The 22,379-nt window shown below is 53.0% G+C and carries 14 protein-coding genes and 1 pseudogene; 12 read left to right on the top strand and 3 right to left on the bottom strand.

Annotation, left to right across the window (positions count from 1 at the left end; translation table 11 throughout):
* Positions 1–21 precede the first annotated feature (21 nt).
* Together I8J30_RS18180 and mraY are read left to right on the top strand one after the other, a co-directional pair.
* Entirely contained in the window at positions 22–801 is a 780-nt protein-coding gene (locus I8J30_RS18180; protein WP_210660391.1) for a class I SAM-dependent methyltransferase, read from the top strand.
* A complete protein-coding gene (gene mraY / locus I8J30_RS18185) occupies positions 801–1,754 on the top strand; it encodes a phospho-N-acetylmuramoyl-pentapeptide-transferase (protein ID WP_210660393.1) in 954 nt (317 codons plus the stop codon). The genes I8J30_RS18180 and mraY overlap by 1 nt, the downstream gene beginning before the upstream one ends.
* A 305-nt stretch (positions 1,755–2,059) precedes the next feature.
* Here mraY and I8J30_RS33745 read toward each other — a convergent pair whose 3' ends face one another.
* Together I8J30_RS33745 and I8J30_RS18190 are read right to left on the bottom strand one after the other, a co-directional pair.
* Entirely contained in the window at positions 2,060–2,191 is a 132-nt protein-coding gene (locus I8J30_RS33745; protein ID WP_276316147.1) for a hypothetical protein, read from the bottom strand.
* An 881-nt stretch (positions 2,192–3,072) separates the two neighbouring features.
* Positions 3,073–4,047, bottom strand: a complete 975-nt coding sequence (locus I8J30_RS18190) for an ArsR/SmtB family transcription factor (RefSeq protein WP_240548171.1) — start codon at positions 4,045–4,047, stop codon at positions 3,073–3,075.
* Positions 4,048–4,163: 116 nt separating this feature from the next.
* Here I8J30_RS18190 and I8J30_RS33160 point away from each other — a divergent pair, with 116 nt between their 5' ends.
* The 5 genes from I8J30_RS33160 (at position 4,164) to I8J30_RS18210 (ending at position 13,199) form a co-directional block, all read left to right on the top strand.
* Positions 4,164–5,549 (top strand): glycoside hydrolase family 2 protein, encoded by a 1,386-nt coding sequence (locus tag I8J30_RS33160; protein WP_240548172.1) that lies wholly within the window; start codon positions 4,164–4,166, stop codon positions 5,547–5,549.
* On the top strand, positions 5,452–6,918 hold the full coding sequence (locus tag I8J30_RS33165; RefSeq protein WP_240548173.1) for a hypothetical protein: 1,467 nt from the start codon (positions 5,452–5,454) through the stop codon (positions 6,916–6,918). The genes I8J30_RS33160 and I8J30_RS33165 overlap by 98 nt, the downstream gene beginning before the upstream one ends.
* A 262-nt stretch (positions 6,919–7,180) precedes the next feature.
* Positions 7,181–8,563 (top strand): response regulator transcription factor, encoded by a 1,383-nt coding sequence (locus I8J30_RS18200; RefSeq protein WP_210660394.1) that lies wholly within the window; start codon positions 7,181–7,183, stop codon positions 8,561–8,563.
* A gap of 94 nt (positions 8,564–8,657) precedes the next feature.
* Complete coding sequence (locus I8J30_RS18205) at positions 8,658–9,980, top strand: glycosyl hydrolase family 28 protein (RefSeq protein ID WP_210660396.1); 1,323 nt, start codon at positions 8,658–8,660, stop codon at positions 9,978–9,980.
* A gap of 198 nt (positions 9,981–10,178) precedes the next feature.
* A complete protein-coding gene (locus I8J30_RS18210) occupies positions 10,179–13,199 on the top strand; it encodes a cellulase family glycosylhydrolase (RefSeq protein ID WP_210660398.1) in 3,021 nt (1,006 codons plus the stop codon).
* 172 nt (positions 13,200–13,371) lie between these two features.
* Here I8J30_RS18210 and I8J30_RS18215 read toward each other — a convergent pair whose 3' ends face one another.
* Positions 13,372–15,498, bottom strand: coding sequence for a CBM96 family carbohydrate-binding protein (locus I8J30_RS18215; protein ID WP_210660407.1), 2,127 nt, complete (start codon positions 15,496–15,498; stop codon positions 13,372–13,374).
* A 334-nt stretch (positions 15,499–15,832) separates the two neighbouring features.
* On the opposite strand from I8J30_RS18215, the pseudogene I8J30_RS34250 reads away from it, so the two are divergent.
* The 5 genes and pseudogenes from I8J30_RS34250 to I8J30_RS18245 all read left to right on the top strand — a co-directional run.
* Positions 15,833–15,970 (top strand): annotated as a pseudogene (locus I8J30_RS34250) (YiaA/YiaB family inner membrane protein); the annotation flags it as partial.
* 30 nt (positions 15,971–16,000) lie between these two features.
* Positions 16,001–16,261 carry a YiaA/YiaB family inner membrane protein gene (locus I8J30_RS33175; RefSeq protein WP_240548185.1) on the top strand — a complete coding sequence of 87 codons (261 nt, stop codon included), beginning with the start codon at positions 16,001–16,003 and terminating at the stop codon, positions 16,259–16,261.
* Positions 16,262–16,594: 333 nt separating this feature from the next.
* Positions 16,595–20,014, top strand: coding sequence for a fibronectin type III domain-containing protein (locus I8J30_RS33750; protein ID WP_276316148.1), 3,420 nt, complete (start codon positions 16,595–16,597; stop codon positions 20,012–20,014).
* Between the two features lie 169 nt (positions 20,015–20,183).
* Entirely contained in the window at positions 20,184–20,735 is a 552-nt protein-coding gene (locus I8J30_RS18240) for a DUF4358 domain-containing protein (protein ID WP_210660409.1), read from the top strand.
* 117 nt (positions 20,736–20,852) lie between these two features.
* Positions 20,853–22,322 carry an aminoacyl-histidine dipeptidase gene (locus I8J30_RS18245; RefSeq protein WP_210660411.1) on the top strand — a complete coding sequence of 490 codons (1,470 nt, stop codon included), beginning with the start codon at positions 20,853–20,855 and terminating at the stop codon, positions 22,320–22,322.
* Positions 22,323–22,379: the final 57 nt, after the last annotated feature.

Here is a 22,379-nt window from a genome sequence, read left to right on the forward strand (position 1 = left end):
ACCAAGTGGAGGGATTCGAACATGCTGCAGCAGCACAAGGATATCATTCAAATGAATAAAGAAGGCTGGAATAAAGTCGCGGATCAGTTTTTTGAAGGCTCGCTCGAACGTCTATCTTATGGCTCTTATGCCCCCACGGAGGAAGAGTTGAACCTGCTGGGGACGATAACGAACTGCGCAATCGTTGAAGTAGGGTGTGGAAGCGGGCATACGCTGGAGTATCTGGCCAAGCGTGGGGCGCGCGAACTCTGGGGCGTTGATTTATCCGGCGCGCAGATTGAAACGGCAAGGCAGGTTGTCTCTAAATTGGACATGCCTGTCGTTCTCATCGAGTCACCAATGGAAGAGATGGCGGAGCTGCCCGAGAACCATTTTGACAAAGCGGTATCGATCTATGCGCTCGGTTGGACCGTGGATTTGCCTCGGACGTTAAGTCACATCCATAGAAGCTTGAAGCCGGGCGGCATCTTTGTGTTTAGTTGGGAGCATCCCGTACATAGCGTGGTGGAATACAGCGAGGACGTGTTGAAATTCAGACGTTCCTACGTGTCGGAGGGCTTCGAGCGGCATGAGGCATGGAGAGGGACACCCATTGTCATGCACAATCGCAAAGTAAGTACGTTCATTAACGCATTGATCCGCGCCGGCTTTGTCATAGATGCTGTCATTGAAGAGTCTAAGGTGGATGAAGGAGACACGGTCGATCCGGCAAAATGGTACTCCGGCGCAAAGGCAAGCCTTCTCCCATCGACGCTCATTATCAAATGTCATAAATCCCGGGCTGAAGGAGAACCGAGCTAATGGATACATCTATACTAAGTGCGTCCGGGATATCGTTTCTCCTCGTCACGCTGCTGACCCCACTGCTCATCTGGGGCTTGCGCACCCTTAAGCTTACACAGCCGATACGTGCGGAATTGCCGCCCGATCATCAAGCCAAGCGCGGCACGCCGCTAATGTCGGGGTTAATTCTGCTAATCGGCATTATGGTTTCGGTCTGCGTTCATCCCCAGCCGATGGTGTTGTTCATAGGCACCACGTTTGTTTTATTCGGCCTTGTGGGGTTCATGGATGATTTTCGAAAGGCGGCCTTTCAAGATCCGCAAGGCATCTCCGGCAAAATGAAGCTGGTCCTTCAGTTCACCTTTGCCTGCATCCTGCTGCTTGTTTTGCTTCGGCAATTCGAATTAAGCACGGACATTGCGGTATTTGGGGACTTCTCGCTCCACTTACCTCCTTGGCTGTATCTGGTCATCATGCTGTTGTTCATTGTAGGCTCGGCTAACGCCATTAACTTTACCGATGGGTTGGACGGGCTGTTAATCAACGTGGCGATTCCGACCTTTTTCTTCTTCTTCGTTATATCGGAGAGAATCGAAGTGCAGACGTTTTCACTGGTCATGATAGGCTGTCTGCTGGGATTGTTCATCTACAATATTTACCCGGCAAAAGCGTTCATGGGCGACACCGGCTCCCTGGCCATCGGCGGATCGCTCACGTTCTTGGCCGTCATCGAAAAGGTAGAGATTCTGATTCCGATTCTGTTCATCATCTATCTGGCCGAGCAGCTGTCCGTGATTCTGCAGGTGTGGTACTACAAGAAGACGAAGCTGCGCATCTTCCGCATGGCCCCGATTCATTATCATTTTAGCTTGAAGTATGGCTGGAGCGAGAACAAAATTGTCATGATCTTCGGGTTTGTCTCGTGGCTGGCGGCGTTTGTGTCGTGGTTGCTCTGGAAATTTGTCTTGTGATCCTGCGGGAGAGGCAAGTGGAGAGTGAAATTGCTAGGCGGGGTAACTTAAGCGCACGCGTACCTCTCTTTTGCAAAACCCGCTCATGAATGGCAACGGGAACCTCTCATGAAAGGCGGCTCTTCAACTAACTGTGCCTTACCTACTTCATTCGTCGCTCCCCCACCAATGTAGTACACCGAAAGTTGCTCTCTTGGCGGGGGCTGGACGAAATGTGCTGCCTTAGCGCCCATGTAGATCCTCAGGGGTGCTTCTTGCACGGTATTAGCTACTTTTGCGCCCATGTAGATCCTCAGGTGTGCTTCTTACACGAGATTGGCTACTTTGGCATTCATGTAGACCTCTAGGTTTGCTTCTTGCACGAAATTAGCTACTTTTGCGTCCATGTAGATCCTCAGATGTGCTTCTTGCGCGGTATTAGCTACTTTTGCGTCCATGTAGACCTGCAGGTGTGCTTCTTACACGAGATTAGCTACTTTGGCATTCATGTAGACCTGCAGGTGTGCTTCTTGCACGAGATTAGCTACTTTGGCATTCATGTAGACCTGCAGGTGTGCTTCTTGCACGAATTAGCTACTTTTGCGTCCATGTAGACCTGCAGGTGTGCTTCTTACACGAGATTAGCTACTTTGGCATTCATGTAGACCTGCAGGTGTGCTTCTTGCACTGTATTAGCTACTTTTGCGCCCATGTAGATCCTCAGGGGTGCTTCTTGGACGGTATTAGCTACTTTTGCGTCCATGTAGATCCCCAGATGTGCTTCTTACACGAAATTAGCTACTTTTGCGCCTATGTAGATCCTCAGGGGTGCTTCTTGCACGGTATTAGCTACTTTTGCGTCCATGTAGACCTCTAGGTGCTGCAGCTGCTGCGCGCTAACGAATCGTACGGGTCTTATTTTGATGAAAATCGCCCTTTATCAATTCTAACGAATCGTAGGAACGTTATTCTGCCATAAAGGCTTGAAAAGTGGCCTCAAAACATGAAATAAGGCCTGTAGGATTCGTTAGAATTTCAAGACGAGCCAAAATGCTGAAATAAGGCTTCTGTGATTTGTTAGAGTGAAAATCCGGCGGCATGTGCCTGGAATTTCACAGCGTGAACTACCGAATCTTAGCCGGAGAGGCGCCAAGCAGGACAACTGCCGGCGTTAAGCTACGACAAAAAAGGACTGTCCCAAAAGTCGCGGCTGCGCACGTTTGAGTCAGTCCTTTCTTACACTTGCAGCAGATCCTGCCGGTGGTCGCCGAAGTCGGTACCTTATACGATGCTGCGCCGCCAAAATGGACGGCGACAGCCGTTTCACCTTGAACGTCGTCTACTCCGCGTAGCGGATAAACGAGAGCAGCAGATCCTGCCGATGGTCGCCGAAGTCGGTGCCGAAGAGGTTAAGGCCACGGCAGTTGACCGCGTCTTCGGACACTTCCAGCCTGACGCGGATCGGCTTGTTGTACTGCAGGCCGAGTGACGCAAGCGTCGTTGCTGTCGACGACGCTTCGCCGTTCACTTGGCTGCCGGACGCGGAAACGCGCCACTCGGTCAGCTTGCCGTATTCGGTGCCGCTCTTCCATTTGTCCGGTGTCAGCTTGCCTTTGCGGTCGCCGAGATCGCCGGGGCTTGTCCATGTGCCGACAAGCTGATCGTTAATGAGCAGGGAAATATCGGAGGCCCAGTCCATGTGGAAGCCCGCTGCTTCGGAGCACAGCTCCGCGCTGAACCACAGCTCATCGATCGCAACGCCAGGCGGCATGGGATTGGCAAAATAATACTCCACGTAACCGGCACCGGCGAACCAGAGCAGGGAAGCCTCGACTCGTTCCGGCAAATAGAAGGCGCGAGGGTCATCGACGGAGCCGAGCTGCACGCAATCGCGAGTGACGATGCCGCATGTGGGCTGCACGGAGCAGTGAGCGTACATGCCGATTGGCATACGCAGCTCTTCCGTGCGAAGCAGTCCTTCACCAAGCTTTACGGGCAGGTCAAGCTGAATGGAGCGGCAGGTGACGGAGCATATTTTCTCCCTGCTCGCACCTAGTGTGGATGTAATCAGCTCGACGTTCTCCAGAATTTGCACGTTCACGGAAATGGTCGGCTGCGCGACGCCGAGCGCTTCGGCGAGCTGGCTGACGCTCATCGATTTCTCGCCCAGCGCCTCCAGAATGCGGACGCGCACGTCACCGGACAAGGCTTTGGCCACATCGATCAGGCGGGTGGAGGGATAACGAATGGTATCTTGTTTGAGTTCGCTCATGTGCAGTTTCAACCCTTCATCGTTCAGTTCTTTCATTACCATCAGTGTACTCTATAATTGGTGTATTGTAAAAACATAATATATATTGCTTAATTCATATACCGATGCTAAAATGATGGCAATTCCAAATCCACCATCTGAAAGGTTGTGCTCCCCTAATGGCTGCTCAAGCTTTGAAATCCGCATTAACAGAAATGCCGCGTCCCGAGTACCCGCGTCCGGATTGGCAGCGCCAAGAATGGCTGAATCTGAACGGCGTATGGGATTTCCGCCTGGATACTGAAGAGAATGTAAGCGATTACGCATCCTTGCAGCCTACGGATCAATTCGATTCCGAAATTACGGTACCGTTCTCGTGGTCCAGCCCATTGTCGGGCATCGGCCGTAATGATGCCGGAACAGGCTGGTATAAGAAGACGGTAGCCTGGGCGCCGGCAGAGAGCGGCTCGCTCGTATTTGTGCGTTTTGGCGCCGTCGATTATCGCTGCGATGTTTGGGTTAACGGCATTCATGCCGGTTCGCATGCCGGTGGATACGGCAGCTTCGAGTTCGAGGTTAGCACGCTGTGGAGAAACGACGCCGCGAACACGATCGTCGTACGCGCAGAAGACTTTGACCGCAGCTCGCAAGCACGCGGTAAACAGGGATATGGCGAAATTCGGGGGATCTGGCAGCCGGTATGGCTGGAGGCACGGCCTCAAGCGTTTATCCAATCGGCCAAGTTCAACACCAAGATTGACGGCACCATTGAAGTGAATGCCGCAATTACTGCGCATGAAGCGGGAGAAGCGACGCTGCGGTTCAGCTTCGCGGATCAGGCGGTACAGCATACGGCAATGGTTCAGCTCGCAGCCGGCAGCAATGCAATCACGACTTCCTTCACTGTAAGCGATCCGCAGCTGTGGAGCCCGGAGTCTCCGTATCTCTATGAAGGTGAGCTTACTCTCAGCAGCGGCTCCCATACCGATACCGTTTCCACGTACTTCGGCATTCGGGAAATTTGCACAGCCTTGTTCGGTGATCGCTCCTATCGCTGGATTACACTGAACGGCAAGCCGGTTTACTTGAACGGAACTTTGGATCAGTCCTTCCACAAAACGGGTTATTTTACGTATCCTACCGACGAAGAGATGCATAATGAAATTTACTTGCTGAAACGCCTTGGCCTAAATATGGTCCGTATCCACATCAAACCGGAAGAGCCGCGCAAGCTGTACTGGGCCGATAAGCTCGGTATGCTTGTTATGGAAGATATGCCATGCTTCTGGGGCAACCCGGATGAGACGGCGCGCGCTTCTTACGAGAGCGAAGCCAGAGAAATTATTGACCGTGACTACAACCACCCATCGATCTTCTGCTGGGTCATGTTCAACGAAACTTGGGGACTGAAGACCAACCCGCAAGGGGGGGGGGTTAACGGGGGAGCCGGGCCAGCCGAGCTCGTATTTGCCGCAAACGCAGGAGTGGGTACGCGACATCTACCGCTGGGCGAAGCAGACCGATCCGACAAGAATCATCGAGGACAATTCTCCGTGCAACTATGACCATGTGGAATCGGACCTGAATTCCTGGCATTTCTATATCAACGGCTACGAGCAGGTGCGTGAGCATGTAACGGAGATCGTGGAGAAGACCTATCCGGGCTCAGAATTCAACTATATCGGCGGCAACTTGCAGGGGGATGCTCCGCTCATCAACAGTGAATGCGGTAACGTGTGGGGCTTCACAAGCGGCGCTGGGGACAGCGATCTTGCCTGGCATTATCGGTACATGCTTAACGAGTTCCGCCGCCACGACAAGATGTGCGGATTCGTGTTTACGGAATTCCGCGATGTGACCAATGAGTTTAACGGCTACTACCGCCTGGATGGCACGGACAAATATTTCGGCTACGAGGAGTTTGTACCGGGCATGTCGCTTGCCGATCTGCATGCGGCAGACTTTATCGTCATCGACGCGCCGCCATGCCAGACGGTTCAGGCCAACGCGCAGGTAGCGGTTCCGCTGCTGCGCTCCAGCTATTCGGATCAGCATCACGGACAGCAGCTGCAGCTGAGTTACGAGCTGTGGTTCGATAACCTCGGTATACGCACGGTCGCGGACCAAGGCGCAATCGCGCTTGACTGGGATGGCTTCGGCGTAACGGCGATCGATGCGCCAATTACCATTACCATGCCGAATCAGGATGCGGTTGCCGTGTTGGCGGTTACCTTGAAAGATGCCTCCGGCAAGGCAGTTACACGCAACTTCATTACATTCGATGTGCGCAGCGGAAGCGAAGATGGCGTTTACGATGCAGAAGGACGTTTCGTCAATGTGCCGGTAACGGCGTTTGCCGAGCACAGCTTCAACTATCAGTGGAATGCGATTCAAGGCTACAAAACAAACGGCGGCGGCGAAGGCCAGTTCGTTTACGACATTAACCTTCCAAGCCAAGCCGAGCAAAACGTGATCCACCATGTGGATATCCGCTTCGAAGCAAGCGCGAAACGATTGCTTGCCCGCAACATCGAAGGGGCGACGGATCGCGCGCATACGATTAGTTTCATGCACGGAGCTGACGCAAACGTGGAGCGCAACAGCAACACGTACTACATGACGGATGAAGAGCGACATGAATCCCGCATCCATGTTCTCATCGATGGAGAGCGTATCGGATCGTTCCTGCTTCCGGATAACCCTGCAGATAGCAGAGGGGTTCTGTCTTGGCAGTATCAAGAGGTGTACAACAAGCTGGATGAGGCGGGCTCCTTCGGCTACCTATGCAGCGTAACCGTGCCAAGCCGAATTGCAGCGAAGCTGGATCGCAGCCGCAGCTTCAAGCTGACGCTTGAAGCCGAGCAAGGCGGTCTTGCCCTTTATGGCCGGAATGCCGGCCGTTATCCATTCGATGTGCTGCTTCAATTGAGGTAGTTAACGATTTATGGCATAAAGCAAGTCGCAAGCCGTCCCATAGCGGGGCGGCTTGTTTTTATTTGGCTGGAAAAGTAACAATCTTCCCACTCTCACCTAACAGGTTTCGCCCCTCCCTTTATTGAACACTTTACTAGATCCATATATATTTAGGGGGAACTTGACAGCCAGACCATCAGGCGCCCTTATAATATGAAGTCTGAAACGGGCATAGGATTCGGAGATCAGGCACAGCCACGCATTAACTTTGAGGAGAGATCGTATGCTGAAGGCGATCATCGTGGACGACGAATATTTTGTGCGCAAAGGGTTCATGCATATTATTCCTTGGCAAGAGCTTGGCATTGAGATCATCGGCGAAGCGGCTAACGGCGAGATTGCCTTAGAACTCATGAAGCAATGCCATGTGGATTTGGTGCTCACGGATTTGACGATGCCGGTAATGAATGGCTTCGAGCTGATTAAACAAGTTCGTGCGCATTATCTGGGCACGTGGATTGCCGTCTTAACCTGTCATCAGGATTTTCATCATATTCAAGAGGCCGTGCGGCTTGGGGCCATCGACTATGTGGTCAAAACAGAGCTGGAGGACGACACCTTAAACAAATCCATCGAGCGAATCATCGAAAGAATTCGGGTGGAGGAGAAACGTAAACTGGAGCTGCAAGAACAGCAACAGGAGGGGGAAGAGCCTTGGGCGTTGTTCTTAACGCCGGTTACGGGAGAGGCGGACTGGGAGCTGCCCTTCGAGCTCATGATGCCGAGCGGCAGGAGCCGGGCGATTACGATACAGAAGAAGGGGATTTATGTAAGGCGGGAAGAGCTGCTGCAGAAATATACGAATATCGCCTTGCTGTATACCGCAATGGACTGGAAGCAGTGGATTCCGGTCATCATCCGCGGTGTGCGGAATTTACCCGAGAAGGCCATCGTGCAGCTGCTGACGCGGTATCGGGATGAGAAGCTGTTCTTTGATTTCCAGGCGCAGAAGTCCGGCTATGAAATCGACTGGATTGAGCTGGAAACGAAGCCTGTCGCCACTGACGATGCCGCTATGCAAGTGCTGAAGCAGCAGTGGCGTTCCTTTTATTGGGTGTACCATGACGGAGCTTTTCAAGACTTGATGGACAAGGTGCGGGAGCGAAGGCCGGCGGTTGCGATTTGGATTGAGCATCTGAAGAATACGGTCATGCTGTGGCGTCATTTCGAATCGATCTCGGAGTCGATGGACTGGGCCGCAGCTTGCGAAGAGCTGCTGTTCTGGGAGCAGTGGACCGACTGGCTGGCGCTCGTTCGTTTGCGGCTGCGCCATCATGAGCTCTCCGAGGATGTGTGCATCGGCATTCTGCGGGCGATGCAGATGATTTCAAGCGATTTGCAAAGCAGCATGAATCAGACGGAGGTGGCTAGGCGCATTAACTTGAATCGAAGCTACCTCAGCCGCTGCTTCAAGCAGTATGTCGGCAAACAATTCCAAGACGTGCTGAACGATCTGCGCGTGGAGAAAGCTACGGAGCTGCTGGCCACGACGAATGAGCCCGTTTATCAAATCGCCGAGAAAACGGGCTTTCAGGACGAGAAGTATTTTAGCAAATTTTATAAACAACAGACCGGCAGGCTGCCCAAACACGTACGCAAAGAATAAGTTTCGTACGGGGTGCAGACAGGTTTCGCACACGCTTCACGATGGACGTTCGCTACAATGGAAGAATGATCATCTCATTTAGGAGAGTGTAACCATGCAGCAATCGACGATTCATTATCAGGCTCCGGCCGCGCAAATTGCAGCTTCCGAGCGTTATAAAGTACGTATCAATGGGCAGCCGGTATTCGTTTACGGCAGTCAAGGCGCAGGGTATGCGATGCTGTCCGCAGAAGGCAGGGTCACAGTCGAAATCGAAGACAGCCAAGCGGCTGAGCAAGTTGTCGTTCGACCGCTCCGCCATGCCATTCAGCCGATTCCGGATGGGGGCGTGCTTCGTTTCGAGGCAGAGGCGCCAATAAAACTGTCAGTAGAATTTAATGATAACATCCGCGAGCCGCTGTTTATTTGGATCAATCCGCTGGAAGCCCAGGCACGTCCGGACCCGGCGGACCCATCGGTGCGTTATTTTAGAGGCGGAGAAGTCCACCAGGCCGGAGAAATCGTATTGTCGGACGGAGAGACGGTCTACATTGAAGAAGGGGCCGTCGTTCATGGGCGGATCAAGGCTGAGAACGCATCGAACATTGCGATTCGGGGCAGAGGAATCTTGGACGGTTCGTTATGGAGAGAGGCCGAAGAGGGCGGCAAACGGCATCTGATGATGCTGCTCGCGGGCTGCAAGCAAGTGACGATTGAGGGGATTTCGGTTATCGATGGGCCGACCTGGCATGTGGTGCCGGCAGGCAGCACGCATGTAGCTATCACCAACATTAACATTTTGACCTATGCGGGAACCGGTGACGGCATTGATATCGTGGGCTGCGAGGATGTGACGGTGGATAATGTATTCGTTCGTTCCAAGGACGATTGCATCGCGATCAAAGCCGTCGATTATTTCCATCCGGCAGGTCTGCATGAGGTGAGAAATGTACGCGTGACCCGTTCGGTGTTCTGGAATGCAGAATGGGGCAATGCGCTTGAGATCGGGTATGAGACGCGCTGCGCTTCCATCTCCGAAGTCGAATTCAGCGACTGCGACATCATTCGCTGCGAGTTCGAAGGTTATGAATCCGGCGGTACGTTTACGATTCATAACGGCGATCGTGCCGATGTGCACAATGTGCTGTACAAGAACATCCGAGTGGAGGATTCACGCGAGAAACTTATCGATATTAAAGTGCAGTTCTCGCAATATTCCAAGGATGCCGAGCGCGGCCATGTTCGAGACATTCGTTTTGAGGATATCGCGATTGTTGGCGGCTTGCTGCCGGTTTCCATTATTCGCGGCTATGACGCCGGACATAGGATCGAGCAGGTTACAATCAGCAACCTGACCTATCGGGGCGAACCGCTTCGCGGCGCGAATGAAGCGAAGATGGTCGTAGAGCTCAGCAAAGGGATTCAATTCGTTTCTTAGCTCCGTTTGATCGTTCATTAGGACCGTCTACCTAGGTGTAGCGGTCCTTTTCTATTGAACGGGATAACAGGGCTCCAAATGATAAGACAGATTTCATCGTTTTGGCTACTAAATTCCATATTAGAGAAATCTGCCAAATTTTATAATAAGAATTGCGTCACGAGCATGTACCATCTAATTAGAAGGGGAATGATGAGCATGGCAAGGATGAAGAAGTGGACAGCGGTATTGGCAGCCTTTTTATTGTTTTTCTCGTTGGCAAACCAAGTCGCGCCTAATCTCGCAAGCGCTTCCACGGATGAACCGGAGATTCTGTTTGAGAGTGATTTTGGGAATGCCGATGGCTGGGTACTTGATTCCACGCTATCGATCGTGAATGGAAAGCTGCATTCAGACTCATGGAGTGATTACCTTCAATCGGCTATCACCACTCAAAGCTTTGACGGCACTTACTCGTTCCAAGCTGACGTAGCAGCCCCTTTATCGAGCGGGCATTGGAATGCTACCCGCTTGATCTGGGGGTATCAGGATGCAAACAACTTTTATGAATTAGTGCTGGGTAATGGAAGTGTAGCGGACAATTCCGCCAACGTTTCTTTGAAAAAGTTCGTGAATAATGTAGAAGCCAGACTGGCAACCGACATCGTTTACGGAGTAGGCGGGAAAACGACGACCCTGCAGGTCATATCGGAAGAGGATGGACATATCTCGGTTAATGCCTTGCAAGGCGATACGGTCACGAATTTGTTTAACCGCGTTGAGGATCAAACGTTCACCTCCGGCCAAATCGGGATCGGCGTGCGAAGCAGCCAGATCGATTATGATAATTTCCGCGTCGTAAGAAGTGTGGAACCGTTGACCGCACCGGAGCCGCCGGAAGTGCCTGTCGTGGAAACCCCAACGATGGCAGACGGTAACTTCGAAGTACAAGGGAATGAAATTAAAGACCCGAGCGGAAACGCGTTTATCGCAAAAGGCGTCAACGTGAACGGACCGCGCTGGCCTTGGTCGCGCCCAACGCTGCCGGATGTCAGCGCGATCGTGGACACATGGAAATTTAATACGGTTCGCGTGAACATGTTTCCGCGAATGGAGCATTGGAACATCAACAATAACATGGATTTGGACGGCATCGTAAATGCGTTCACTTCGAGACATGTCGTAACGATGCTCGAAAATCATGATTTTACGGGCTCGTATCCGGGTGAAACCGGCGTTACGGAATCGGACGGCAGTTATTCGATGTCGGTGGATGAATTGAAAGCTTACTGGGTTGATCTTGCAACAAAGTATAAAGACAACCCGTACGTCTGGTTCAATATCATGAATGAGCCGGGGCAAGCCGGTAAAGGGTATTCGACCAGCGAATCCATTGCGCGCTGGAAAGAAGTGCATGAAGAAATCATTGCGGCGATCCGTGCGATCGGGGCGGAGAATATCATCGTGTTGGATGGTCACTTCTACGGCCAAGAGGGCGGATTCCGTAATGGAACGTCGGACAGCGCGATCCTGTCTGTCGGTGAGGAACTGGCAGCGACGTACGACAATCTGGTGTTCTCGCTCCATATGTATGGGGAATGGTTCAATGGCCAGCAGCGGCTCGCGAACTATCTGGACGAAGCCGCAAGCAAAGGCCTGGCACTCATCATTGGAGAATATGGCGGCGGCGACAGCCAGACTACGAATGTAACGGCCGCGATGTTCAATGAGGCCGTTCAGCGGCATGTGGGACGACTCGTATGGGCATGGGAAGGAGAAGATCAATTCGATCTGACAGCCAATACGACCAAAGGCGGCGGCTGGGAAGTCGACAAGCTGGACGGTTCGCGTCCGACGAATCTGAGCTGGCTCGGCAACCAGGTGTGGGATGACAATCATAATTCGTTGACGTTACCGGTGACGCTTAATCTTCCTGTCATGGTCAATGGCAGCTTTGAAGACGGCTTGACCGGCTGGCAAAACTGGTCTCGTGCCGAGCTCGCAACAGGGGCCGGAATCGACAATTCCAAAGCGTTCAAAGTGCCGGCAGGCGGAGCGGGAGGCGGCGGCCAATTCGTCACGGTTAAGCCGAATACGACGTATACGCTGGCGGTTTGGGGCAAAGTGAGCGGTGCGATCGAGGCGGATACCGCAGATGCGGGCTTCCAGTATAGACCGACGGAGCAATCGCCGGATTCCGAGCAGATCAAATTCATATTGTCGTTTGACTCGACAGCATGGACGAAGAAGGAGATCACATTCACGACGGGACCAAGCGTGGCGGGAGCTAACGTATTCATCTGGAAATCGGCTGCAGGCGTAGACTTGCTGGTCGATAACGTATCTCTTGCGGAGCAGCCGCCTATCGTGGTGAACGGTGATTTCGAGAAGGATTTGGACGCTTGGATGAACTGGGGACGTCTTGAAGCAGCGGCAGGTGCGGGAATTGGCGGCTCGAAGGCGTTGAAAGTAACGGCCGGCGGCGCTGGAGGCGGCGGTCAATACGTAACGGTGAAACCCAATACGACGTACAAGCTGACGATTTGGGGCAAGGTGAGCGGAGCGACCGATGCGGATGGCGCAGCGGCAGGCTTCCAATACAGGCCGACGGAACAATCACCGGATACCGAACAAATCAAGCATGTGCTGTCCTTCGATTCGACCGAATGGACGAAGAAAGAGGTTGTTTTCAAGACGGGAGCAAGTGTGGCGGCTTCGAACGTGTTCATTTGGAAAAATGCAGCCGGCGTCGACTTGCTGATCGACAACGTTCAACTGGCCGAAACAGAGGAAGACCCGGGAGAAGTGACGCCCGAGCCGCAAGGCATAACGCTGGATACCGCAGTATTTAAGAATGAGGCGGGTGCAGTTGTAACGAGCGTGCCTGCCGAAGGGATGCTGCTCGCCGAAGTGACGGCAACGAATCATGGCGCGGCTCAGCCTGTGACTCTTGTTGTGGCACTGTATAACAAAAAAGGTGTCATGAAGGCGATGTCTTCCGTATCGAGAACGTTGAAGGACGGTGAGACCGCTACGTTCACCAGCGGCTTCGATCTGCCGAAACACGCAGAGAAATTTACGGTCAAGGTGATGATTTGGAATAATCTCCAGGACAAGGTGCAGTTGGCGGACCCGATTGTCCTGCTACCTTTGACGAAGGATGACAAGAAGCAAGAGAAGAAGGAGAAGAAGGAAGACAAGAAAGATGATAAGAAAGAAGACAAGAAAGATAAGAAATAAGCGATACGGAGCGGCTGCATTCAATTATGATTCTAATCGGAAGAATGCCTTCCGAACTCCAGAGCACGTATACCTCTTATTTGTTTAGACGTTAGCATCAACCATGAGATTGATTACAAGAGAAAGCACCTCTTAGAAGTTCCTAAGAGGTGCTTTTATTAGTGGGGGATCATCAAGGATGAGCGGCCACCCAGTCGACGATGGCGCGATATTTTGGCGCGCTGGCGTTGGATTGGCCTGTGAACGCTTTGGCTCCCCACGCGCCGCCGGAACTCCAGGAGCCGGCATGCGCGTAATGATTATAAAGCACGAAGTACGGAGCGAACTTGTTCAGCATGTACGTGTATTCCGTGTAGATGTTCTGGTTACCGCTCCATTGATCGGCATTGGTTAACAGATGCTGCCCGCCCTCGTAGCAGCCGAGCTTCACGTTATACTTCTGCGCGATGGCGACTGCAGTCAGCACGCGATCTGTGAAGGTGGCATCGATATCGGCGTGGAATTGGCTTTGAATGTTGGCGCTTGCCCCGTCCAAGCCGCTGCCGACATAAGGAGCGATGGCGATCATATCCGCTTTCTGATTGGTCGGATTCCAAGTGCTGCTGTTCACGACATTCGCATAACCTTGGTCGAAGATATCATAGTTACCGCTGAAGGAAGCAACCCGTACGACGCGTGCAGCCATTTCGGAGCCATACACGGTGGCGAATTGGTTCCAAATCTGAACCGATCTGTACAGGCTGAACGCGCCGCCTTGGTACCATTGGTTGGAGCCGGGCAAGCCCTGTGCCACGCCTTGATCGAGCGTATATTGGAACTGTGAGAAGCCGCCGTTCCATGTCTCGTTCGAATACTCGACGTACACTTTCAGTGCCGGATTTAATTTGGATTTAATGAGCTGAGCAAGCTGATTGGCATAGTTGTTATCCGCCATATGCGGCAAGGTCACCCACATATCCTTATTGGTTCGATTACAAAGATCGATCATCCATTCATAAGCAAGGCCGGCTCTGATCGGGTCAGTCGGCCCGATGTAGCCGATGTCGCTGTTGACGGAATCATTCGGCAGTCGGCGCTGCGACCATGTTTGCACCTTCGAGTTGTTGGTTCCGCCCCAATCCATGAAACGCAGCGTCGAATAAGGAGCAAGCTCGCTAATGAACGTCGGATTCCATACATCGTCGCCGTTTGCATAGGCAGTAGCCCAGTTTACGGTCGTCTTGAACGGCGTTTCACCGCTCCAGGTGCCCATGAACCAGAAGTTCGTTCCGATCTTCATCGTTCCCGTACCGCCGCCCGGAGGGTTCGTGCCGCCGCCGGTGCCGGTCGTAATGATCAGTTCCGGCTTCGTGCCGCTCTCCCGCGACTGGTACACTTCCCAGCCGCCGATGTTAGAGCTGAAGCCGAAGGTCACGGAGGAACTGGCTGCGCTCAGCTTGCTCTGAACAGCCGCTGTGACGTCAAACTCGACGTACCCATTGGCCGTAACCGACTTTGTAGCGATTTGGGTACCTAATGTTGGCTTCGCGCCACCTTCGCTCCAGCTCTCCGTCGATGCGCCGTTTACGATGAGGGTATGGTTAGCGGCATGGCTGTTATGGTAAATACGGACCTTCGCGTTAGAAATAGTAGAGGAAATGCCGCTAAGCGAGAATTTGGTGAAGAGGTTGTTCCACTGGCTGACATTCAAAGTCGCATTCGTCCCCGCGGCAACATCGCTCTGCGTATCCGTATCTGCGACCGGATTCAGCGTAGAGGTTGAACTCGTCGTATTCGGCGTAATGACGAGCACCGGCTTGTTGCTGCTCTCCCGCGATTGGTACACTTCCCACGAACCGATATTCGTGCTGAAGCCGAAGGTGACGGAGGAGCTCGCGGTGCTTAATTTGCTCTGCACGGCTGCAGTGACATCAAGCTCGACGTACCCGACAGCGGACACGGCTTTGGTGTTAATTTGTGACCCTAATGACGGTTTGGCAGAGCCTTCGCTCCAGCTTTCCGTCGAGGCACCGTTTACGATCAGGTTATGATTCGCGGTGTGCGTGGCATGATAGATTCTGACTTTCGCGCTTGCGATGGAGCTCGGCACGCCCGACAGGCTGAATTTGGTGAACAAGTTATTCCACTGACTGACGTTCAATGTCGCATTCGTTCCGGCAGCAACATCGCTTTGCGTGTCTGTATCCGCAACCGGATTTAACGTAATATCTGTCGCGGCCATCACCGTGGTATCATCGCGATACGCTGTGAATGACCAAATCAGAGCAATTGCCAGTACAATCGAAAGCCATTTCCGCATTACATAAGCCTCCTTGAGTAGTGTTTTCTTTTCTTAACCCATCAAATGAAGCGCTTTCAACCTCCTTCAGTAAGAGGTTATCAAAGTGGATTTTTATGGTAAAGGCAAAGTTGTGCACTGGTGAGGGGGGAATTGTGTGCAGCATCGATTCGGCCATCGGGCTATTACCAGGTACTAGAACAAGATGGTACTTATGGAGGCGGAGAGTCCGCAGTATGATGAAGTCATAACAAATAACCGAACAGGTTATACAGGAGGGCTTTAAGCCATGATGGAAATGACGACGAATCGCAAAAACTTTTACCGCCGCCGGAATACACCGACGTACACGTTTATGGCATGGGCAGCATTCGTGCTGGCATGCGGCTTCGAATTTGTGGGAATTTACACGTTGGAGCAGCCGCTGTCGGTCCAAGGGTATTATGCGGTAACCGGTGTTCTGCTCATCATCACCTCCTTCCTGCTGCAGAAGGTTGCGCGGGATAATGACGAAGATAATTTTCTGAAAGAGTTTAATCCAAGTTATCGCAAAAGAAACACGTCTGCTTTCACCTTCCTCTCATGGGCCGGCTTCGTGCTCGCGATTCTTGCTGAATATATCGGTCTCTATACGTTGGAAGAGCCGTTCTATGTAAAAGGCTACTACGCCATCGGCGGCGCGTTCCTCATCGTTGCTTGTCTCGTCCTGCAGAAGACGATCCGCGATAATGAAGAGGATCAGCTGCATCTCAAGGAAATAGCTGATGAGAGCGCATCTGTATAAGCTGCAAACCAAGACTTTCCTTCACGTCACGTGAGGGAAAGTCTTTTTTTATTTCCACCGCATCATTACGCAAAATTCGAGGTGAAGGATGGGGTCGTATAGCGATTTGTGTTAGGTTGTGGCGGATGGTGTAAATGAGGTGCATGAATTCCGATTTAATACATTCGCTCAGTATGTATTTTCGCATTTGTTACAGTTTACGGGACGCTGGCGGCATGGCAGGATGGAACTTGAGAGGAGGGATCGTTGAACATTTGAAGCGGTGGTCGGTGCGGCAATAATGGGTCAAGTAAACAGACGAGATTAAATCGATGAAATGAGGGATTGTTGAGGATGAGAAGTAAGAATGGCAAGAAGAATGGAACGTTGAAGGTGCGGGTCTTGACGGTTCTTTCTGCTTTATCGCTTATGCTTCCGATTATTCCGGCTGCATCTGCTTTTGCGGCGACACTAAATGTAACCGCTTACGGCGCGAACGGAAGCGACACGGCCGATGACTTGGCGGCGATTCAGAACGCCGTTAATGCTGCTGCAAGCGGCGATACGGTACTGCTTCCTGCCGGTACCTACTATTTGTCCGCGAATGTGAACGGCAAATCAGGCGTCAAAATCGCAGGTGCCGGACGAGATTCAACGACGGTGAGGATGACATCAGGCTCAGCATCCACGATGTTCTTCTACCTTCATAACGTGACGAACGCGGAAGTGGCGGATATGACGCTGGACGGCAACAACAGCACGGTATTGTTATCCGCCGTAACATCCGAATCAGGCGACAGCAACAAAATGCGTAACCTGCGAGTCAAGGACTTGGCCGCATCGGCAGGCTTCGGGCCTTTCGCACTCTATGCGATTGGATCGACTAATCTTGTGATCTCCAATAACATCGTGACCAATACGGGCGTGAATTCAGATTGGGGCGGTGGCGTTCGTGCGGGTTGGGGTTCGAGCCATGCGCTGATCGAGAATAATACGATCTCCGATACCGGTCGCGGAGGGATTTTCGTCAATGATGACAGCCCTTATGCGACGGTACGCGGCAACACGATTACAGGCACGGGCAAGAAAATGGAAGGTCTCGGGATTGAGCTGCATACCAACGTTGACTATTCCGTCATCGAGAATAACAACGTCGACCATTGGATCAGCGCAGTGCGTTCCAAATACATCGCGGTACGAAATAACATCGTGAAAGCGAACGATGGCTCAGTCGGCCATATGGGCTTGGAGGTCATGGTCGATCATGGCGTTACATCCGGCAACCTCGTTGATGGTGGTCAGCAAGTAGGGATGCAGCAATCGCCAGGAACAGGCTATCAGCTGTGGAACTACAACACGGTTCAGAATATCATCATGTGGGGCATGCAGCTCCAAGGCGCAGGCACCGGATTTACGGAGCAATATCAATACTTTTACAAAAACACCTGGAAAAACGGACCAACCGGCAATCCTGCCGCGGCCTATCCCGGCTATGACGGCAACGCGGTTCGGATTCATGGCGATACGAAGAATATCGTATTCGACAGCAACCAAATCCTCAATAACGGCCGCAAAGCCATCGAGATTACGACGGCCGGCGGAACGGATCGGATTAGCTTCATTAACAATACGATTACGGGCAATGGCGGTCCTTCGATCGACCAATACCCGTCCTCTGCGGCGGATCTGGAGTGGAGCAATAATACGGTAAGCGGTAATGGGACGAATACGCAGCTCACGAGCAGAGGCTTCAGCGATGCGAAGCCGGTCGCGAACTTCACGGCCCCGCTGACCGTACAGCTGGGCCAGCCGATTACGTTTACGAATACGTCCACGGACAACGGAACGATCGTTGAGAATCTGTGGGATTTGGGCGAAGGCATCCCGGTTACAACGGCAAGCCCGACTTATACGTACCAGAAGGCCGGCACGTATAAAGTTATTCTTGGCGTATGGGATAACGGAGGAAGAGCGAGCGTGAAAGAACAGACGGTTACGGTGTTTACCGGTCCGCCGGATACGACGGCTCCTACCGCTCCGGGCAGCTTGTCTGCGCCTGCGAAATCGAATGTTACCGTAGATCTGTCATGGACGGCATCCACGGATAATGTCGGTGTTATCGGCTATGATGTGTACAGAGGCGGCACATTGATCGGTTCCACAACGGGTGCGAGTGCAACGGCGTTCACCGCTACCGGTTTGACGCCAAGCACGGCGTACAGCTTCACCGTGAAGGCGAAAGATGCATCTGGCAACGTATCCGCAGCAAGTAATACGTTGAACGTGACGACAGACGCCGGCGATACGCAGGCACCAACGGCGCCGTCAAGCTTAACGTCGCCGACGAAGAACGATACGAGTGTCAGCCTATCGTGGTCGGCATCCTCGGACAATGTCGGCGTAACGGGCTACAACATTTATAACGGATCAACTTTGGCAGGCACGACTACTGGCGTGAGCGCGACTTCCTTTACCGTTACGGGCCTCGCGTCGAACACGGCATTCACATTCACGGTCAAAGCGAAGGACGCATCGAACAATATTTCGGCAGCCAGCAATTCGCTTACGGTGACAACGGATCCTGCCGCTAACTGGGTGAACTGTGCCGGCGAGAACAATCCTTGTAATTTCACGGGCACGAAGCAAGTTCGCTACGGGGTACCCGGCAGCTACGTGTACGGAACGTTTACGAACACCGTAATGTGCTCCAATAACGGCTTCGGTACAGATCCGGCGGTTGGGCAATACAAGACCTGCGACGTCAACCAAGCCAGCGGCACAGGCGGCGATACGCAAGCACCAACGGCTCCAACGGGACTAACCTCGCCATCGAAAACGTCGACAAGCGTCAGTTTGTCTTGGACAGCATCGACCGACAATGTCGGCGTAACCGGTTATGACATTTATAACGGAAGCACGCTGGCGGGATCCACTACAGGTGCGACAACGTTCACAGTAAGCGGGCTCACGGCAAGTACAGCCTATACGTTTACAGTGAAGGCGAAGGATGCGGCAGGCAATGCATCGGCAGCTAGCAGCGGACTGAATGTGACGACGAACGCGTCTTCGGACACGACGGCCCCGACGGCTCCAACCGGACTGTCTTCGCCATCCAAGACGGATACGAGCGTCAGTCTGTCGTGGACGGCTTCGACTGACAACGTCGGCGTCACCGGTTACAACATCTATAACGGAGCTGCTCTCGCAGGTTCCACAACAGGTGCAACGACATTCACAGTCACTGGCTTGACCGGAAGCACGGCGTACAGCTTCACGGTCAAAGCGAAGGATGCGGCGAATAACTTATCCGCTGCCAGCTCCACGCTGAACGTCACGACGAATGCACCGTCTTCAGGAACGAACGGTTTGCTGGGCCAATATTATGCCGGCGAGTTCGGTACGCTGGCGCTTAGCAGAACCGATGCCACCATCGACTTCGATTGGGGCGGCGGCCGGCCGACAGATGATGTGCCGGGCGAATGGTTCACTGCAAGATGGACCGGGAAGGTTCAACCGCAATACTCGGAGACCTACACGTTCTATACCAACACGGATGATGGCGTGCGTCTGTGGGTGAACGGCACGCAAATCATCAACAACTGGGTCGCCATGAACGGAGAACTCAGTGCAACCATTACGCTCACAGCAGGCGTGAAATACGACATCAAGATGGAATATATCGAGAACGGCGGTAACGCGCACGCGCAGCTCTCCTGGTCGAGCGCTTCGCAGGCGAAGCAAATTATCCCTACAGGCCGCTTGTTTACAAGCTAGCCGCAGCACCTGCTTTAGCGGAAAAGGACTTTCCTTCAGCTTTTGTTGAGGGAAAGTCTTTTTTTGTGCAGAAATTGGGAACCGTAAGGATGTAACCTTTTATCAGCGGCAGTCGTCAATAGACGCATACGATAGCTCGTCCACTCTCACACCAAGGAGAATATGCAAAATGAAAAAAATGATGATCCTTCTATTGACTGTTGTCATCGCAGTTGTGCTCGGCGCATGCGGAAACGGCAAGGGACAAAACGAAGGGCAGAACGAGGGACAGAATCAAGAACAGAATCAGAACCAAGATCAGAACGAGGCCGTCGAACCGAAGCTCTCTGCCAAAGAGATGATTACTCAGATGACGAAGCAAGCGGGGCAGCCGATGTTTATGGAGCTCGACAAGTTGACGTTAAAGCGGTTCTACGGCATCGATGCGGCAGTGCTGGAGGATTTCAATGTGCGCATGCCGATGGCGAACCTATCCTCGAATGAAGTCGCAATCTTCAAAGTGAAGGATGCCAAAGATATTCCTGCCGTGGAAGCGGGAATCAAGAAGCGGGCCGAGGAAGTGCAGAAGGAGTTCCAGTCCAAGAAGGCGGATCAATACGAGAATGCCAAGAACTATAAGCTGCTGACCAAAGGCAACTACGTGCTGTTTGTCATCTCAAGCAAGCAAGCCGAAATGACGAAGGTTTACGAGAGCTTCTTCGAGAAGAATGGCGGCGCATAGGGATAACTGGATTCCTTGCGATGCATGCGTTAAACTAGACGATATCGAATGGAAATGGCCTGACTTTGCCTGCCTAGGGCAAGTCGGGCCTAATCTGCGTCTACATACAGGAGGATTATGATGCCGGAACTGAACAGAGTGTACACCGGAGATTGCAAGGTGCTTCGTTTCTTCGAAGAGCTGTCTGCGATTCCCAGAGGATCGGGGAACGAGAAGGCGGTCAGTGATTTCATGAAGCAGTTTGCGGAAGCGCGCAACTGCACCGTGTTTCAGGATGAGCGGCATAGCCTGATCATCAAGAAGCCGGCCGCGCCGGGGTATGAGCAGGCCAAGGCGGTTATCTTCCAAGGTCACTTGGACATGGTTTGCGAGAAAAATAAATCGACCGAGCATGACTTCACCAAGGATCCGATTCGCTTCAAGCTGGACGGCGACATGATCTATGCGCAGGATACAACGCTTGGGGCAGATAACGGCATCGGGGTATCGTTTGCGATGGCATTAATCGATGCAACGGATTTGGCGCATCCGGCGCTTGAAATCCTGCTGACGACAGAGGAAGAAACGAGCATGGCCGGCGCCGAGCATATCGATGCTTCGAAGCTGAGCGGGAAGATGCTCATCAACTTCGACTCTGACCGGGAAGGCGTGCTGTTCGTGAGCAGCGCCGGCGGCGCATCGGCGTTCCATACCGTGCCGATTGCTTGGCAGGATGGAGGCAGCGCCGGAAGCAAGTCGTACACGATTGCCGTTCAGGGGCTGAAAGGCGGCCATTCCGGCGACGATATCATTCACGAGCGCGGCAACGCCAACAAGCTGCTCGGCCGGGTGCTGGATGATTTGCGCCGGCATACGCCATTCGACTTGGCAAGCATCGGCGGCGGAATGAAGGTCAACGCCATTCCGCGCGAGGCGGAAGCGGTTGTGGGCTTAAGCGAAGCCGGGCTGCGGACTGCGGAAGAGCGGATCGCGGAATGGAATCGGATTTTGCAAGATGAGTATGAAGTATCGGATCCCGGCGTGAAGGTATCCATAGAGGCTGGGAGCGGGGCGGCTGCTCGCTGCTTCTCGGAAGAGACGAAGCTGACGGTGATCCGCCTGCTTGCGCTGATTCCAAGCGGCGTGCTCAGCATGAACAAGGCGATCGAGAACCTCGTTCGGACATCGACGAACATCGGGACCTTGTCCACGCGCGAGAATGAGGTCGTCTTCGAGAGCCTCGTTCGCAGCTCGCATCGTTCCCAGCTGGATGCGGTGCTGCAGCAGATGGAGACGCTCGGCGAGGCAGTCGGCGTGCCGTTCCGTCACGATCATTATTTCCCGGGCTGGCCTTACCGCTCGGATTCGAAGGTGCGCGAAGTATTCCAAGCGGTCTACGAGCGCAAATACAACAAGCCGCTGGAAGTGAAAGCGATCCACGCCGGTCTGGAATGCGGCATCTTTATCGAGAAAATGCCCTATCTCGATGCGGTTTCCTACGGACCGAACATGTACAATTTCCATACGCCGGAGGAGCATGTGTCCATCTCGTCCGTGGAGCGGACTTGGGATTTTCTGCAGGACATCATGCGTGAATTGAAAGCATAGATAGGGGTGGATGGGGCAGGCGCAAGGGAGAATTCCCTTGCGCCTTTTTGATGGCCC

Source organism: Paenibacillus lignilyticus (genome assembly GCF_017942085.1).
Taxonomy (GTDB): Bacteria; Bacillota; Bacilli; order Paenibacillales; family Paenibacillaceae; genus Paenibacillus_Z; species Paenibacillus_Z lignilyticus.

What these genes read in the sequence shown, in the direction of transcription:
- I8J30_RS18180 (WP_210660391.1), top strand. Translation starts at nt 22, where the DNA reads ATGCTGCAGCAGCACAAGGATATCATTCAAATGAATAAAGAAGGCTGG.
- mraY (WP_210660393.1), top strand. Translation starts at nt 801, where the DNA reads ATGGATACATCTATACTAAGTGCGTCCGGGATATCGTTTCTCCTCGTC.
- I8J30_RS33745 (WP_276316147.1), bottom strand. Translation starts at nt 2,191, where the DNA reads ATGGACGCAAAAGTAGCTAATACCGCGCAAGAAGCACATCTGAGGATC.
- I8J30_RS18190 (WP_240548171.1), bottom strand. Translation starts at nt 4,047, where the DNA reads ATGGTAATGAAAGAACTGAACGATGAAGGGTTGAAACTGCACATGAGC.
- I8J30_RS33160 (WP_240548172.1), top strand. Translation starts at nt 4,164, where the DNA reads ATGGCTGCTCAAGCTTTGAAATCCGCATTAACAGAAATGCCGCGTCCC.
- I8J30_RS18200 (WP_210660394.1), top strand. Translation starts at nt 7,181, where the DNA reads ATGCTGAAGGCGATCATCGTGGACGACGAATATTTTGTGCGCAAAGGG.
- I8J30_RS18205 (WP_210660396.1), top strand. Translation starts at nt 8,658, where the DNA reads ATGCAGCAATCGACGATTCATTATCAGGCTCCGGCCGCGCAAATTGCA.
- I8J30_RS18210 (WP_210660398.1), top strand. Translation starts at nt 10,179, where the DNA reads ATGGCAAGGATGAAGAAGTGGACAGCGGTATTGGCAGCCTTTTTATTG.
- I8J30_RS18215 (WP_210660407.1), bottom strand. Translation starts at nt 15,498, where the DNA reads ATGCGGAAATGGCTTTCGATTGTACTGGCAATTGCTCTGATTTGGTCA.
- I8J30_RS33750 (WP_276316148.1), top strand. Translation starts at nt 16,595, where the DNA reads ATGAGAAGTAAGAATGGCAAGAAGAATGGAACGTTGAAGGTGCGGGTC.
- I8J30_RS18240 (WP_210660409.1), top strand. Translation starts at nt 20,184, where the DNA reads ATGAAAAAAATGATGATCCTTCTATTGACTGTTGTCATCGCAGTTGTG.
- I8J30_RS18245 (WP_210660411.1), top strand. Translation starts at nt 20,853, where the DNA reads ATGATGCCGGAACTGAACAGAGTGTACACCGGAGATTGCAAGGTGCTT.